This window comes from Pseudomonas sp. KK4 (genome assembly GCF_001984065.1).
Lineage (GTDB): Bacteria > Pseudomonadota > Gammaproteobacteria > Pseudomonadales > Pseudomonadaceae > Aquipseudomonas.
In genome coordinates this window covers 68,912-83,714 of sequence record NZ_LYVP01000003.1, presented here as the reverse complement: position 1 = coordinate 83,714, position 14,803 = coordinate 68,912, and the positions used below count along the sequence as shown (strand labels likewise).

The window sequence follows — 14,803 nt, the reverse complement described above, 5'->3', positions numbered from 1 at the left end:
ATCAGATATCAGCGTCAGCCAGGTCGTCTTCGGTCTCTTTGACGGCAGAGGCCTTGGAGTCCGCAATCACTGCCGGAGACAGCAACTTGTCGCGCAGTTGCTTCTCGAGCGCTGCGGCAACTTCCGGGTTATCCGCCAGGAACTTGGCCGAGTTGGCCTTACCCTGACCGATCTTGGTGCCGTTGTAGGCATACCAGGCGCCGGACTTCTCGACGAAACCATGCAGAACACCCAGGTCGATCATCTCACCATTGAGATAAATGCCCTTGCCGTAAAGAATCTGGAACTCGGCCTGACGGAACGGCGAAGCCACCTTGTTCTTCACAACCTTGACGCGGGTTTCGCTACCGACGACTTCATCACCTTCTTTCACCGCGCCAGTGCGACGGATGTCCAGACGAACCGATGCGTAGAACTTCAGCGCGTTACCACCGGTGGTGGTTTCCGGGCTGCCGAACATCACGCCGATTTTCATACGGATCTGGTTGATGAAGATCACCAGGCAGTTGGCGTTCTTGATGTTACCGGTGATCTTGCGCAGCGCCTGGGACATCAGACGGGCTTGCAGACCCACGTGCATGTCACCCATTTCACCTTCGATTTCAGCCTTTGGCACCAACGCTGCCACGGAGTCGACGATGATCACGTCAACGGCGTTGGAGCGCACCAGCATGTCGGTGATTTCCAGAGCCTGTTCGCCGGTGTCCGGCTGGGAAACCAGCAGGTCGTCGACGTTGACGCCCAGCTTGCCGGCGTATTCAGGGTCGAGGGCGTGTTCGGCGTCGACGAATGCGCAGGTTGCGCCGGCTTTTTGAGCCTGGGCGATCACGGACAAGGTCAGCGTGGTTTTACCGGAGGATTCAGGACCGTAGATTTCAACAATACGGCCTTTTGGCAGACCGCCGATGCCGAGCGCGATGTCCAGACCCAGAGAGCCAGTAGAGATAGCCGGGATCGCCTGACGGTCCTGATCGCCCATACGCATTACGGCACCCTTGCCGAATTGACGTTCGATCTGACCCAGGGCCGCAGCCAAGGCTTTCTTCTTGTTGTCGTCCATTAAAGTCCTCACGTAATCAATAAGGCCTGACGGCCAACACCTGTATAAGTAGACAGTATTATTCCACAGCGTTTGAGGAACGCCTACCCCTGATTTGAGATTTCTGCCGCGGCATACCGCAGCAGCCCCTCTAGCGCGGCCTTCACCGTTTGTCGGCGGACCTCGTCGCGGTCACCCGGGAAGTGTTGCAGCTCGCTGAACACCCGCTCGCCGACACCCCAGGCCAGCCACACGGTCCCCACCGGTTTGCTCGGCGAGCCACCGTCGGGCCCGGCCACGCCACTGACCGCCACGGAAAAGAACGCGCGGCTTTTTTCCTGCGCGCCCCTGGCCATGGCCTCGACCACCTCGCGGCTGACCGCCCCTACGGTGGTGAACAACTCCACCGGGACATTCAACTGCAGGTTTTTCTGCAGGTTGGAATAAGTGACATACCCGGCCTCGAACCACGCCGAGCTACCGGGTATGCGAGTGATCGCCTCGGCAATCCCCCCACCGGTACAAGACTCGGCCGTGGAGACATGAGCGTTGAGCATCTGCAAATGCCTGCCAAGGTCAGCGGCCAACTGAGTGATTACTTTCACGGTCATCTCCTGATGGGGCGAATGAGACCTACCGTACACGAGCGCATGGCGCTTGCAAGTTACAGGGTCGATCAAAATGTTAGCGGATGATCGCCCTGACATACGCCTGACAGGCCTGCAATGCGATCAGTCCGCGGTCGCCGGCATCGGTGATGGCGACAATTCGTTGAGCATGCGCCGGGTCAAGTCGGGCGCGTACGGCTCCATGATCCACGCCGCCGGGGCCGGAGGCGGTGGACACTGCTGCGATCGAAACTGCATCGCTGGCATCGAGGAGGACTGACAACCGCACATCAGCAGTGGCAAGCCGATCGCGCAGGCGATCTTGATCACGTTGGACATCGCTCAACACCCGGTAATGGTTTTGTTCACTGGCCGAAAGCTGCTGCTCGAGCGCCAGCCGTTTGTTGTGCTCGGCTCGTTGCTGCGTCTCCGCGGCCGAGGTCAGTTGATTCAACGTGTCACTGTGCAATCGCGCCTGCTCCGCCAACTGCCTGCCATAGCGCCAATCCTGGACACGCCAGGTCACCGCCGCCGAGCCACAGGCCAGCACGGTCGCCAACACAAACCACCGATAAGTCGCAGCAATCAAACCGATGGCTGGCATAACACCGCCCTCGCCCGCGCCCAGAGCTGCAAGCGATCCTGCAATCCATTCAGACCACCGTTGATGCGCCGGGTAATGCTGTTGAACTGATCGCGGTCGGCCAGTTCATTGAGACCGTTCTGCTCCCAGAACCAAGCGGCAGATTCGGCGGCCCATCGAGGCTGTTCCAGCAACTGGGGCGAGCTCAATAAACGCTCGTCGCCAAACAGGCCGAGGCTGCAGCGTCGATAGTTGTCGCGGCCAGTGATCTGGATCAGGCCTCGGCCGCGATAGCGTTGGCCGTCCTCGTCAGGGTCAGGCGTGTTGCCCAGGCGAATAGCGAGAGCGCCCGTGTCGTACTTGCTCAGGTACTGATCGCTGCCCAGTTCGCGCACGTACTGCAATTGTCCTGATTCATGGCCGACTTGTGCGAGGAATGCGGCGATGCGCTTGGGGGTGTTGATGTTGCAACAGGTCATGGCGCGATCAAGCGCGGAAATGAAAACGCCCGCTTGGCTGCGGGCGTTCGGGAGTATTTGCTGTAGCTGCACTACCGTCAGGGGCATAAGTCAGATTCCATTCACTATTCAAGCACCAACGCACTACTGAGGCGCGGCCACACAGGTCGCATCAATCAGGCAGCGATAGCTCTGATACTTATCACCACTGGCGGTGACCTTTTCGATTGACCAGCGACCACGCATGAAATCCGGCCAAGTTGTATCCAGCATTACCAACCCTTCAGCGGACAGGGCTGGATTGCCCGGGCAACTGATCTTCACCTTGAGCTTTTCGCGCAACAATTTGCGCATTTCGCCTTCACTGACGTCCCTGGCATCTTCTGCACTCTGACAGACCTGGCGCACCACCTTGAACGGCGGAGCACCGGTTTCGATTACCCGCACCACCCCGGCTGCTGCGTCCCACCACTTCGTCTGGCAGCCCTGAGTTTTCGCCCGAGCAGTGTCATCGAGGGTGGCAGATATAAAGGCGCGATCGCCTGGACGATTGTTAGTGGTGACTGACAGTTTCACCTCGGGCAGTGCCTTGCCCGACAGCGAGTTGATCTGACCGGGCAATGCCAGGACATACAGCTCATTGATCGGCTTGGCGATCGCTTTGTACCTGCCGGCAAGTCGCGTCAGAAAACCCATGTCACTTTCATTGGATTGATCGATGTGATCAATTCTCTTCAGCGACAGATTGGAGGCCACACGCGGCGAAAAGCCGTGTCTTATAGTCAACTGGCGGAACAGCGCACCGAGGGTTGTCGGACCATAACTGGCCGATCGACGTTGCAGGAAACCGGTCTCGTCCGATGCAGTGAAAGGTGCGGCGGTGGCTACCAGGGTCAAGCGCAATGGGAATAGCGTTGGCGTAAGACGCGTCACCATGAATTGGCCTTTATCCACCAATCCGGACTCCAGATAACCGACCTTCAAACCGATCTTGCCTCCCAGGCTCGGCATCCCTTCAAGCCCCTCCAGATCAAGCGTCAGCGTCAACTGATCGGACTCGATGCCGCCGGCATCAATGTGCTCCCAACTGATCAGCCGCTTATTGATCAAAGCCTGGTTCGCCCCGTAAATGACGACCTTTGGCGTAAAACCCAGTGTCATGAATCCTCCTTAATCCCAGGCCGTTAATGGCGTGCCGGCTACTGACAAGGATTCAAGTTCTGGCAGAATCACCCAGATACCCGCCGGTAATATTGCACCTTGTTCCGCCAACATCGGGTTGAGGCGCCAAAGCGCCGCTTCTGTTGCATCATCGCAACGACCGGTTTCGCGGTAGAGCAACAGACTCACTGAGTCACCGGCCACACTTCGAACCCTACGCATGTATGAACTCCGACAAATCAACGGTCCAGTTAACGAGCATCGCGGTACCGTCGTCGATCACTTCGCTCTGTGTCTCTGTCACGCTATTGATTCGCCACAGCCCCCAATTGGTGCCAATGCCATCGACCATAGGCACCGGCATGCGCTGTGCCTGTAGCGCGCGAAGCTCATCGAGCCGATCCATGGCCACCGCGTACATTGACTTGCCGCTAATCTTGAGGGTCTGTGCCTTTTGCCCGGTCTGACTGGATTTCGGCTTGCCCGTCACAATGTCCAGTTCCACCCAGCCACCGTCCGACTGACGCACAATGCCGCTGTAGGCAAAGTTGCGAGACAATCCGAAGATAAAACTGCCAAGTGCCAGTTGCTGACGCATCACACACCTCCATCGGTCAGAGCCGCATCGCGTCGAGTGGCGAGGGCGTTGGAACTCATAAACGGAACGAACTCACTGTGGAACTGCGCCTGCAACTGTTGCGCAACCACCATTCGAATTTGCTCGGCACTGTCGGCACCAGTGCTGCTGACTTGAATCGATGGTGAGAAGTTGATCGGTTGGTTTTGTGTCTGAGCGTTGGCCAGGTCCTTGCTGACCTGTGCCGGTGCGCCAAGGCGGTCGACCAGGGCACCCAGTTTTTCTCCCAGCATCGAGCCGAGTTCAGAACCGGCAAAGCCCCCCAGCAGCCCGCCGATGGCGGTGCCGACACCCGGAAAGATCATGGTACCTACAGCTGCACCGGCGGCCGCCCCAGCATAAGAGCCAGCCAATGTGCCAGCAGATGAAACAAGGGTCTTGGTGTCACCGCTGGCAACTCCCTGGGCGACTCCGATGCCCGCTTCGAGCAACCGCAGCGGTTGCGCCCTCTTACTTAGATAAGAGCCAACCTTTACTGCCGTACCGAGCAGAGGAGTGGCTTGTGCCGGGCTAACGAGCCTCAATGGACTCTGACCCTGCACCGGATTAACCGGCGCCACCAGGCTCCGAACCTGGGCCGACTCAACCTGCTTGACCAGGCTCCGAGCCTGCGCCATTGCTGGCGTAGTCAGCCTCGGAAGCACTTCAAGAGCGTACGGCGTATGCACCTTGCTATAGATCGCCTGTGCCAAAGAAACCCGGGCACTGAAAGAACTCAATCCCTTCGAGTAGCCAAAACCATCGGGATAACTCTTGAAGTGGGTACTCCACTCCCCCTGTTTTTTTTGCGTGCCTCTACGACCATCCCTTTGATCCGGACTGCCCGCGTTGGGGGAGGCGCCCAAGAGAGACCTCTCGTTCTGCCCCCTGCCACCTCCACGATCGTCCTCACCAATCAGCCTTCCCAGCCCAAAAAGCTTGCGCGAAGAACCCCGCTTCAGGATCTTTTTAGCAACATTGGTGAATGCTTCATCGACCACAGATTCCACCAACTTGGATGCGATGGAATACAACACGACAGCGACAGCCGCGAGCCCAACGGCCTTCTTGGGGTTGTCTTCAGCAAACGCGCTCAAGCTATCGATCGGAGCGGAAAGCCCGGATAAATCTGGAATCACCGCACTGCGAAGCCGACCGAGACTTGCATCAATCGGATCTGCAGGAGTTGTCGGGCTTTTCGCGACCTCATTGTTCTGCGTCGATGAATCTTTGCGTTCGAACGTTGATTGCGCGTGCAGACTCTTTTCAAACACTGCGCTCTGCGACAGACCCATCGCTTTGCCGGTGTCTCTATCGCTGACGGGAGATGCCATGGGAAGCACTGTTTGATGCAGTATCGGTGCGTGCATCAGCGATGTCAGATCGCAGGTACACAGGTGGTTTTGCGCTTTGTGTACCGTCGATATGCGGTGCGAGTCAGACGTTGAGCGCGGCTCAACATTGGAGCTAAGCCTAAGCGGCGCTTCCATGCTCGCCACAGATGAACTTGAAAAAACCTGCAGTTGCGAGCGAGGGAAGGCCAACGCTGCCGTCAGCGACGTCAATGCCTCACCGAGTTTGACCTGCCCAGCCGTCAACAATCGCATGTCCAGACTGAGCGCGTTCAACGCTATGCCCAACGGTGCCATGGCTGCAATAAAACCGGTCGATCCGAAAGGTTCTGATGCAGCACTGAATATCGGTAGCTCAAAACTGTTCAGCGTCGCATCGATCGTCGAATACTTACTATCTGCCATCCTCCCCTACTCCTCTTTCACACCAAGACGAGCAAGCGCTATGTCATAGCGACGCAGCGCCTTCTCAGCGTCCCACTCCAGAATGTCCGCTTCACTTACCGGGTAAATGAGCGGCACCACATCGAGGATCACTTCGATGTCGCGTTCCGAAAGTAGGCCGCCGGTTGGTTTAAAAAATCGTCGATACGCACCTGCAGTTGCGTCCAGTCCGGCACGGTCAGGTGATCCAGATCGGGCAGCATCAGTCCCGTGCAGTGGGCGGTGATGAATTCGGCGCGTTCCTTGGGGGTCTTGAGTTTCTTCATGGCTTTGGTGGCGCGCAGGACGGGCATTTCCAGGGTCAATGCCGTCAGAGTACGACCCGCAGTGGTGAGCGGTTGCAGCAAGGTAACTTCATCGGGATCGGCCGACTTGTCCTCGCTCGATTGTTCAAGGAAATGCGAAGTCGCAAGGGTCGACATTTCGTGCACGTAGTGGGCGATGCTGACGTAGTCCGGGCGTTTGAGCTGGTCGATTTCCTTGACCGACAGGCCGGTGGCCAACAGCGCGAGCTCGAAGAACTGATCGTCTTCATCATCGCCGGCGCGGGCCAGGGCTTCTTTTTGTGCGGCGTAGTACAGGGGTTTCAGCTGGATCTGCTTGATCTCTGAACCGTCGTCCCCGGTGATCGGCGACAGCAGTTCGTGTTTGGGTGGTGTCCAGGGCATGTCGCAATTCCTTTTGAGGTCATTGAGTTCCCTGTGGGAGCGGGCTTGCCCGCGAAAGCGATGGGTCGATCGACAGAAATGGTATGAGTGTCATGCCCATTCGCGAGCAAGCCCGCTCCCACAGTTTTCTTATATTCGCCTTAACTTCGGCGTTAAGGCAGCAACACAGCGCGACGGGCGTCGCCGAGGATGTCGACGCCGTTGAGCACGAACTTCTGAGTGCGTACGTCGATGTCGATCACCGGAATGCCGTTTTCCAGGCGGTTGTAGGTACGGCACGCCAGTTCCAGCGTGGTGGTAGGCTTTTCACCCATTTTCAGCTTGGCCTCTTCCAGAGACTTCAGCTTGCCGCCGACGGTGTGGTAGGTGAACCAGGTATTGCCGTCCTGGTCCTGGCCGGCCTCACGCACGTTGAGCAAAATGTCATCGCCCAGTTTTACGCCCAGGGCGAGCATCACTTCCGGGCCTGCGCCTTGCAGGATCAGCTTGGCGCCAAGCACTTTGCCGCTTTTGGCCATTTCCTCGGCGATGAAGCGCCCACCGCTCATCGATTCCATATCGAACTCGATCTTCGGCGGCGTGAACTCATCGACGGTCGCCGACAACGGCAGACCTTGCAGGGTGGCCGCGATGGCCTGTCTTACGCGGTTGGTAAACATTAGAGAACGTCCTCCAGGAACTGCTCGATGATTTCATCGCGGGCATTGAGTTGATAAACCATGTGTTCGTTCGGCGCATAGCGGCCGTAGTCGATGACCACGTACCAGGTGCCGTTCTTGTATTTCTCGACGCTGTTCAATTCCGGGTGCAGGTAAACGCTGCCGCCGGGGATGGTTTCGTCGGCGACCAGGGTTTGCAGCCAGTCGTTGATGCGCTTGACCTCCTGATCCATGAACGACTTGGTCAGGTTCTTGGCCATGGCCTTCTGGCCGGCTTTGACCAGCTTGCGGCTGATCGCGTCTTCGAGGCCCACATAACTGATGAACTTGCCGGTGACCGAGCGGTTACCCAGCAGCGAGAAGCCCCCGAGGATGGTGCGGGCGTAGTAGCTGATGCCGTAGCGGTTGAGCAGATCGCCCTCGGTGGAGGTGTCGAGGATGTTGTATTCCACCACCCGCGACACGTCTTCGGCGTAAGTCACCTGGTTGCCCGGGCTCTCCCATTGCTTGACCTTGGCCAGGGCGGCGATGGCCAGGCTCGAGGGCGAGAGGAACACGTTTTTCTTCGCGGCCTTGGAATACACGGACGGCATGTTGTGCACCAGCAGGCAGCGGTCGAAACCGAGCTCCGCGCCACCCAACTCCCCGCTGTACGTCACCTGATCGGCGACAGCCACATCCTTGCCGTCGAGTACCACACGAGCCTTGATCCGCTTGCCAAAGGAGGCGAACTCACCCGCCACGGCCTTGGTGCCGGTAAAGCCCGGTGCGCCGATGATGGTCAGGTCTTCAGCCACGCCACTCAATGCCGCCAGACCGAGCTTGCGGCCGGTCAACGGGTCAATGCCGCCGATAACGTTGTTCAGCGTGTCCGCCGGGGTATCGCCCTCTTCGACGATCACCACGTACACCGGCACCTTGACCACCTTCAGGATCTGGAACACCGCGTGATACAGGGTGCCCTCTTCGTCGCCGGTTGGATCGAGAAGCGCCTGGGTGGTGAAGCTGTTGATACGAAATGGCGCATTGCGTGGAATCAGCGGGTCGGCGTTCGGCGCGGTGCCGATCAGACCGATGACGTTGTCTCCCAGGCCACCCATGGCCTCGGGGGATTCAGTGGCATTGACGGTGATGCCGTTGTGCTCGAAATTCAAAACCTCAGCCATGATTATTCAGCCTTCTTGGCAGCGGCTTTCTTGGCCGCGATGGATGGAGAGGCCGGATCGGTCGCCTCGATTTTTTTCAACTCGAGGCGACCGGCGCTACGCAACGCACGGGCCTCCACGTCGAGCAATTGCAGTTGCTGGCCGACGCTCGACCAATGACCACCCCCGGTGGGGAATGGAACGAGCACGGTATAGGTTTGGCGTTCTGCCATTTGGGGTTCTCCATGAACGAAAAAGCCCCTTGGGAAGGGGCTGTTGGGTGTTGCGGATTTTTTGGGTAGAAAAAGAAAACGCCCCGGGGTTGCGGGGCGTCATTGGGCTTGTTCAACTAGCCAAGAGGGTGCTATCGGACGGTGGGCCACCTCGGGAAAACTTCCCTCTTGCGGCCAATCACGCAGTTTTCGGCGATACGTTTGCAATTCGCGGTATTGCTCGGCCGTGAACGTGGTCGCAATGGCTTCTTCCAACTCGTCACGGTGACGGGTCACGGGGCCATCAGTTGCCATCAGCTGGGCGTCACGCCAAAGTCGCTCAACTTCAGCCAAATGCTCGACCGACATCGGTGGTCGGTCCATCAGAGAGGGCGGCTCCGTATTAAAGTTGATCATATGTTGAGTCGTCTGCCCTCCCACTAGGTATTGATGCAGTTCGGCGGATATTTCAATCGCGTCTGCTGGTATCTGGCCGTAGCCGAATTCGTGAAATTGGCCCGTAGTCTTGCTGGAATAAATCAAAGTGGTTCTCCTCAAACTCCAAAAGCAAGGACGCGTACCGCCGATGCACTGGCAGTGTAATTGGACTGCAAAAGTACCTGACCAAGGCCATTGGGCATGCCCGCCACAAAGGGCTGACCAGTGCTGTCATAAATGGCGCTCTCAGTCATGCTGACGTTGCACCCCAAAAACTGACTCGGGAAAGCAATTGGCAAATTAAAAGCTACGGCCTTATACGGTCCCACAAAATTCGCTGTGAACCATTGCATGATCAAGCCGGAAGGTAACCGTTGATAACCCGCAAGTGCTAACAATGCTCCAAAAGGACGTGTTTTCCCCACTACCCCCGGCCCTGTCAGCAACCAAAGACCCGTGCCGATATACAAGCAATCAACATAAGTATCGGGCGGAATCGAGCGAGTCGTGGTAGTCCATGCCCCGTCGATATTCTCCTGCATTTTGTCTGCGCCCTGGATGGCGAGCCCGAGTACATTCACTCCCCAGTTTTGCACTCGGACGGTCGCTCCGGGCGGAATGCTGTTGGCCGTTGAGTCAGGCAAGCTATAGGAATTGGCAGTAGCTCCGGAGCAGTGCACGACGCCACCGACATGTCCGACAATCCCGGCAAGCGCCCCTGAGAACGCAGTAAACGTGGAAAACTGATGTCCACGGGTAGCAACTGCCGCCCCGTTCATCAATTTAAGGCTCGTATCAAAGCGCGGTACCGTCGGAGCCGTTGGCGCACCCGTAAATACAGGTGAAGCAAGGGGCGCGCGCGAGGTGTCTGTCGGATGGCGGTGATCTTCGCGAGCCAATTTGATGGACGTACCGACCGCAGCAGTACCCGCCATCAGAGGCGCCAAAGTGGCCAGGTCCGCGGCAATTTCCTGTTGGACAAAACCGGTAGTAGCAACCTGTGAGCTGTTGGCCCCAAGTGCAGCCGTGGGAGCTGTTGGAACACCCACCAGGGCCGGCGATACCAATGGTGCAAAACCATAAGTGACGTTCTGAAACACCAAGGCCGTAGTACCCACAACAATCACGCCATCGGTCACCAATTGCCAACGAGTGTCCGCCTGAGTCGTTCCCTGCTCCACGGAAACCTGCATAGCCGACGTCACTTCAGCATTGATGTCCGCATCCCCGGTCCGCGACCAGGCTCCATTGGCGACAACGTACAAGCCGTTGTCCTTGGCCAGCGTCTGGTTTTTGACCAGAACACGATCACCCGCCACAACAGCCACACCATCAATCGTTTGCGCCGCGCTCAGGATGATGTTCGCCGTGGTGGCTACGCGTACAGATTGTTTAGCGTCAAGTTTGTTCAACTCTGCCGCTACATAGTCAGTGACCCAAGCCCGCGTCGCCTTGACCACCGTGTCATCAATCAACAACGTCACCAACGACGCATTACTCGTCTCGAAAATCGAGCGAATATAGAATTCCTTTCCAGACCCCGAAGTCGCCAGCACCGGTTTGAACGACTCTGGATATTTGACGATGGCGTACAAGATCCCGGTGTCGGTCCAGAGCCCCGCCTCTCGCACATACCATCCCCCTACATCTGGGGGAATGGTCACTTCCGCCAGCAGCCAGCTCGGGTTTTTCTCATCCTGGAACAGCGCGTTCAGTGGCCCACGCCACACCTCGCGCTTGAGCGCGGTGTCGGTTGCCGCCGGGTTGTAAACCGTGCCGCCGCCGTCACCCACGGAAATCTGCGACAGTTTGATCGGCGTGCCCGCTGCCTTGCAGGCGGTTTCGTAGGCAATCCCTGCGTTGGTGAGCAGGGTGTAATAGTCAGCCATCAGGCCCCCTGAGGATAAATAGTGGATGTTTCGACGCTGTAAAGTCCGGCGGCGATGAACGCCTCGCCCGACGCTTGCAGCCCTTCAATGACCATCGGATAAACCGTCGTCAGCTCGCCGCATACCGTTGCGGCGCCGACGATATGGCTGCCGAACGCACTCAACCCGACGGATATTTTCAGGATGTCGCGTTCGCTTTTGGCGTCCGCCAGGCGTCGGTCCAGACGGGCATCGATGACTTCGCTGTAAGGCTGATCGGTAAACGCCCGGACCGAAAAACTGTAGGGCTGGCCGACGGGCGTCTGTTCGTACCAGGCCCGCACTTCAGGCATCAGACGCAGCCCCTTGGCCGCGTTTTCCAGCGCCAGTCGTGTACCGGCCTGGCGCGCCGTGGGCCAGGCGAGTTCAACGGTCAGGCGTTTTTCTGCTTCGGCGGCATCAGTGCTCCACTCGCTGACACCGCGATCTGCGGCGAGATAGGGTAGAAATGCCGAGGGTGTGGTGGTCGGGTTCATCAATTCGGGAAACGGCGGCGCAACGCGATCGAGCAAGGCGCCGAACCCGATATCCAGAGCCCTTTCCAACGCTGAACTGTTGGCCGGCAACAGGCTTGGGCGAGGTTGAGAGTCACTCATAGCGTCAGCACCTCTACCTCAACGCCCGTGCAGTAAGGCGCCTCGAATGCGGTCGCCACGATCGGCGAAAGCGGTTCGACGATGTCCAGTTGAACAGCGCCGGCGTTGTGCAGCGTGTAGTCGATCCAGCTCGGGTCGACCCTTCCTTCGAGGCGATGACAGCTGTCGGCATAGGCCTGCAACTGTTGCTGCGCGGCAATCTTCGTCAGACCCGAGTCGGGGCCGGCGTTGATCCTCGCGGTCACCCGAATCCTGTAGGGTTTGATAAGGGCACTCTGCACCGTGACTCGATCCGTTTCCGGTCGTACATCGGGGCGGTCGAAGTGCCGGCGTACACCCTCGAGCAGTTGAGGGGACGCGGTGCCATTGCCCTCGCGAGACAGTACGGTGACCATCACTTCGCCAGGGGCCGTGCGTCGCCCGTTGCCATCCTTGACCTGCGCGGCAAAGCCGTCAGGATCAAAGCTGTAGTTGACCGTCACCTCCCCCGCCGAAGGGGATTCAACCTTCACCACCGGGCGCTCGCCGAGGGTGAACACTTCGCGGCGATACTGCATGCGCGAGCCGGCAGCCGGCGCATGGGGTGCCAGGTAGTAACGCAATCGCGCGTCGTCGTCGCTTTCATACACCGGCGGGACGGGCGGAAAAGCGGCCGGGTCGCCGGGATCGAGCAACTGGCGTTCCAGCCCCATGTCCGCCAGGCGCGCATCGAGATTGCTGCCAGTCGCCCACCAGGCCAGCATCTGCTTGATGCGAGCGTTGTATTTACGCTCGTGCAATTGCAGTCGCACACAAAAAGCCTCGAGGGCCAGGGTCAGCAGCTCGCTTTCGTTTTCAAGGCTGACCTTGAGCTTTGTCGCAGTGGCGGGAGCACGAGCGCCCACGTACTCGACGACGAAAGTCTTGAACTCAGCCAACAGATCCTCAAACGCCTCGACCGTGACAATGGCCGGCTCGGCCAACTGGTTCTGACCCGGTATCAACATGCTCATGTCACCACCTCGAACGTCTGATTGCGGTTTTGCCAAGTGCCGGCGAAGCGCAGGAGCAAACCGGCACCTTGCCGGCTGGCAACAATGACCTGCGGCTGGAAATCGTCGATGCCGTTCTGGCTGTTGTAGAACGCCTGTGCGGCATGGCTTTGGGCGAGGATCAGCAAATCGTCGCCGAGGTTCTGGCCCAACAGGTCCGGGATTGCAGAGCCATAAAGCGGACGCTTCTGCCGTGTGCCCAAAGGCGTGGTCAGCGCCCGGGTGGCGCGCTGCACGAACTGCGGCCAGTCATCGACCGTTGCCCCGGTGTTTCTATCGATTCCAATCATTGGAAATACCCTTATGCAGTGCTGATCACGCGGCCTTGGTGATCCACCACCGGACCGCTCAGGTGCACACCGGATGCGTCGAGTCGCATGCCGACCGCGCCCATTTGCAGCTCAATGGCCTGGGGGCTCATGGCCAGCCGCGCCGGGCCGATATTCAACTCGAGCGCCTGGCGATCGCCGTTGAACGCCGCCGGGCCGTTTTTCCAGTGCAAGGCATGACTGGCATCGTCGTAACCACTTTCCGTACCGTCCCCGTAAACGCGACGCGTCAGCGACGCTTGAGTCGAGGCGGGAGGAAACTGATTGCTGGTGAGCCCGAACAACGCAACGGATTGAGCGCTGCCCTCACCCGCCGCGTGGTTGAGCAACAGGCATTGCTCGCCCACCGAAGGGATCCGCGACTCGCTTTGCGCTCCGGCGCTGGGATTGAAAAAGCGGATGGCCGGTGTCAGCAGCTCACCGTGACGAACCCGGCACGTGTTGCTGGCCGCATCGACTTCCTGGCAGACGCCAATGCGACACAGGCTGTCGGTGCGTCGGTACAAGTCTTCGAGCTCGGCTTCCATCTCGGCCAGGCGTTCGATGATCGGCCCCAATTGCGAGCGTAAAAACGCATCGAACATGAGTCAGTCCTCCAGTTCCGTGTATTGGTCCGGGTCGTCGATGCTCGAGACTTCCCAGGTGCGGGCGAACTTTGGTGTGCCCAACGGGTCGTCCAGCACAGGAGCGCCGAAGTACAGCGTTTGAGTGAACGTCAGGGTCCACGCGTTGTGCTCCCGCATGCCACTGGCAGATAGCGAAGGCAGAGCGTCCAGGTTTGACGGCAGATCGCATTGATCGATGGGCAGCCCCCACCGGTTATCCGTGACCAAATCCTTGAGCGCACTGGTCAGGTCACAGGCTGCGAGGCTCGGGTTCACGGCTGTCGCGTCCACCACAGCTTGCAACGAAACCGTCAGCACATGGGCGATGCGCCCATCACTGGCACGACTATCCGTGGCGTCGCGATCGATGGCGATCGACACCCAGGGTTGATCGCTGACATCGATCGAATCTTCACGGCTCCCGATGTTGATTCCCAATGTTGAGTCGCGCAGGGCTGCGACAATCGCGGCGTAAAGCTGCGAAGGCCTTTCAATAACAAGGGGCATAAAAACTTCCTGTTAGGGCGTCGAAGGGTTCACTGTTGGTCGGAACGAGAATCACGAGGTGGCACGTCACAAACCCCGATCCGCTTCGCCGCCCATCGTTCGTAGAGCCCGATGGCCACATCCGCCCCCGCCATCGCCGTCAGGCAACCGAAGGCGCCCGCCGCCCAGATCGACATCCCGGCGGCGTACAGCAGCATGACGGCCGAAACGCCGCACACGATGCAGGCGCCAGAGCGCAAGGCCAGCCGCCGCAGCAATGACCAGCCTCGGGCGCCATCCTTGTCGGCTCGCCACATTTCGCCGGACACCCCGCCCACCAGGGCGAGGACGATGACGAGCCAGATCGGCATGTCCAGCAACGCTTGGTGCTCGTTTGTCATGTCACGCCTCCTGGGGTGATTGATGAGTGATCGGTGTGTTGGGC

The 14,803-nt window shown here is 58.8% G+C and carries 20 protein-coding genes; all 20 read right to left on the bottom strand.

The features are described from left to right. Position 1 precedes the first annotated feature (1 nt). Entirely contained in the window at positions 2-1,060 is a 1,059-nt protein-coding gene (gene recA, locus B0W55_RS01850) for a recombinase RecA (RefSeq protein ID WP_077044337.1), read from the bottom strand. An 83-nt stretch (positions 1,061-1,143) separates the two neighbouring features. After that, a complete protein-coding gene (locus B0W55_RS01845; protein ID WP_077044409.1) occupies positions 1,144-1,644 on the bottom strand; it encodes a CinA family protein in 501 nt (166 codons plus the stop codon). Between the two features lie 79 nt (positions 1,645-1,723). Continuing rightward, positions 1,724-2,251, bottom strand: a complete 528-nt coding sequence (locus B0W55_RS01840; RefSeq protein ID WP_077044336.1) for a lysis system i-spanin subunit Rz — start codon at positions 2,249-2,251, stop codon at positions 1,724-1,726. Then, positions 2,233-2,796: a glycoside hydrolase family 19 protein gene (locus B0W55_RS01835; protein WP_077044335.1), complete on the bottom strand. Its 564-nt coding sequence runs from the start codon at positions 2,794-2,796 to the stop codon at positions 2,233-2,235. Before B0W55_RS01835 ends, B0W55_RS01840 begins: the two co-directional genes overlap by 19 nt. A gap of 36 nt (positions 2,797-2,832) precedes the next feature. Continuing rightward, complete coding sequence (locus B0W55_RS01830; RefSeq protein ID WP_077044334.1) at positions 2,833-3,849, bottom strand: phage tail protein; 1,017 nt, start codon at positions 3,847-3,849, stop codon at positions 2,833-2,835. Positions 3,850-3,858: 9 nt separating this feature from the next. Continuing rightward, positions 3,859-4,071 carry a tail protein X gene (locus B0W55_RS01825; protein WP_077044333.1) on the bottom strand — a complete coding sequence of 71 codons (213 nt, stop codon included), beginning with the start codon at positions 4,069-4,071 and terminating at the stop codon, positions 3,859-3,861. After that, positions 4,064-4,447, bottom strand: a complete 384-nt coding sequence (locus B0W55_RS01820) for a phage tail protein (RefSeq protein ID WP_077044332.1) — start codon at positions 4,445-4,447, stop codon at positions 4,064-4,066. Before B0W55_RS01820 ends, B0W55_RS01825 begins: the two co-directional genes overlap by 8 nt. Continuing rightward, complete coding sequence (locus B0W55_RS29525) at positions 4,447-6,222, bottom strand: hypothetical protein (RefSeq protein WP_083743153.1); 1,776 nt, start codon at positions 6,220-6,222, stop codon at positions 4,447-4,449. Before B0W55_RS29525 ends, B0W55_RS01820 begins: the two co-directional genes overlap by 1 nt. A gap of 128 nt (positions 6,223-6,350) precedes the next feature. Then, a complete protein-coding gene (locus tag B0W55_RS01810; RefSeq protein ID WP_077044331.1) occupies positions 6,351-6,929 on the bottom strand; it encodes a phage tail assembly protein in 579 nt (192 codons plus the stop codon). Positions 6,930-7,081: 152 nt separating this feature from the next. Continuing rightward, entirely contained in the window at positions 7,082-7,588 is a 507-nt protein-coding gene (locus B0W55_RS01805; protein ID WP_077044330.1) for a phage major tail tube protein, read from the bottom strand. Then, positions 7,588-8,754, bottom strand: a complete 1,167-nt coding sequence (locus B0W55_RS01800) for a phage tail protein (RefSeq protein ID WP_077044329.1) — start codon at positions 8,752-8,754, stop codon at positions 7,588-7,590. The genes B0W55_RS01805 and B0W55_RS01800 overlap by 1 nt, the downstream gene beginning before the upstream one ends. Positions 8,755-8,756: 2 nt before the next feature. After that, positions 8,757-8,966 carry a hypothetical protein gene (locus tag B0W55_RS01795; protein WP_077044328.1) on the bottom strand — a complete coding sequence of 70 codons (210 nt, stop codon included), beginning with the start codon at positions 8,964-8,966 and terminating at the stop codon, positions 8,757-8,759. Positions 8,967-9,065: 99 nt separating this feature from the next. Then, positions 9,066-9,488, bottom strand: a complete 423-nt coding sequence (locus B0W55_RS01790; RefSeq protein WP_083743152.1) for a phage tail assembly chaperone — start codon at positions 9,486-9,488, stop codon at positions 9,066-9,068. An 11-nt stretch (positions 9,489-9,499) separates the two neighbouring features. After that, complete coding sequence (locus tag B0W55_RS31045; protein ID WP_256576167.1) at positions 9,500-11,272, bottom strand: phage tail protein; 1,773 nt, start codon at positions 11,270-11,272, stop codon at positions 9,500-9,502. Beyond that, on the bottom strand, positions 11,272-11,907 hold the full coding sequence (locus B0W55_RS01780) for a phage tail protein I (protein ID WP_077044327.1): 636 nt from the start codon (positions 11,905-11,907) through the stop codon (positions 11,272-11,274). The genes B0W55_RS31045 and B0W55_RS01780 overlap by 1 nt, the downstream gene beginning before the upstream one ends. Further along, complete coding sequence (locus B0W55_RS01775; RefSeq protein WP_077044326.1) at positions 11,904-12,899, bottom strand: baseplate J/gp47 family protein; 996 nt, start codon at positions 12,897-12,899, stop codon at positions 11,904-11,906. The genes B0W55_RS01780 and B0W55_RS01775 overlap by 4 nt, the downstream gene beginning before the upstream one ends. After that, positions 12,896-13,228, bottom strand: a complete 333-nt coding sequence (locus B0W55_RS01770; protein ID WP_077044325.1) for a phage baseplate protein — start codon at positions 13,226-13,228, stop codon at positions 12,896-12,898. Before B0W55_RS01770 ends, B0W55_RS01775 begins: the two co-directional genes overlap by 4 nt. An 11-nt stretch (positions 13,229-13,239) precedes the next feature. After that, complete coding sequence (locus B0W55_RS01765) at positions 13,240-13,851, bottom strand: phage baseplate assembly protein V (RefSeq protein WP_077044324.1); 612 nt, start codon at positions 13,849-13,851, stop codon at positions 13,240-13,242. Positions 13,852-13,854: 3 nt separating this feature from the next. Continuing rightward, positions 13,855-14,379, bottom strand: a complete 525-nt coding sequence (locus B0W55_RS01760; RefSeq protein WP_077044323.1) for a hypothetical protein — start codon at positions 14,377-14,379, stop codon at positions 13,855-13,857. 29 nt (positions 14,380-14,408) lie between these two features. Further along, positions 14,409-14,759: a phage holin family protein gene (locus B0W55_RS01755; protein ID WP_077044322.1), complete on the bottom strand. Its 351-nt coding sequence runs from the start codon at positions 14,757-14,759 to the stop codon at positions 14,409-14,411. Positions 14,760-14,803: the final 44 nt, after the last annotated feature.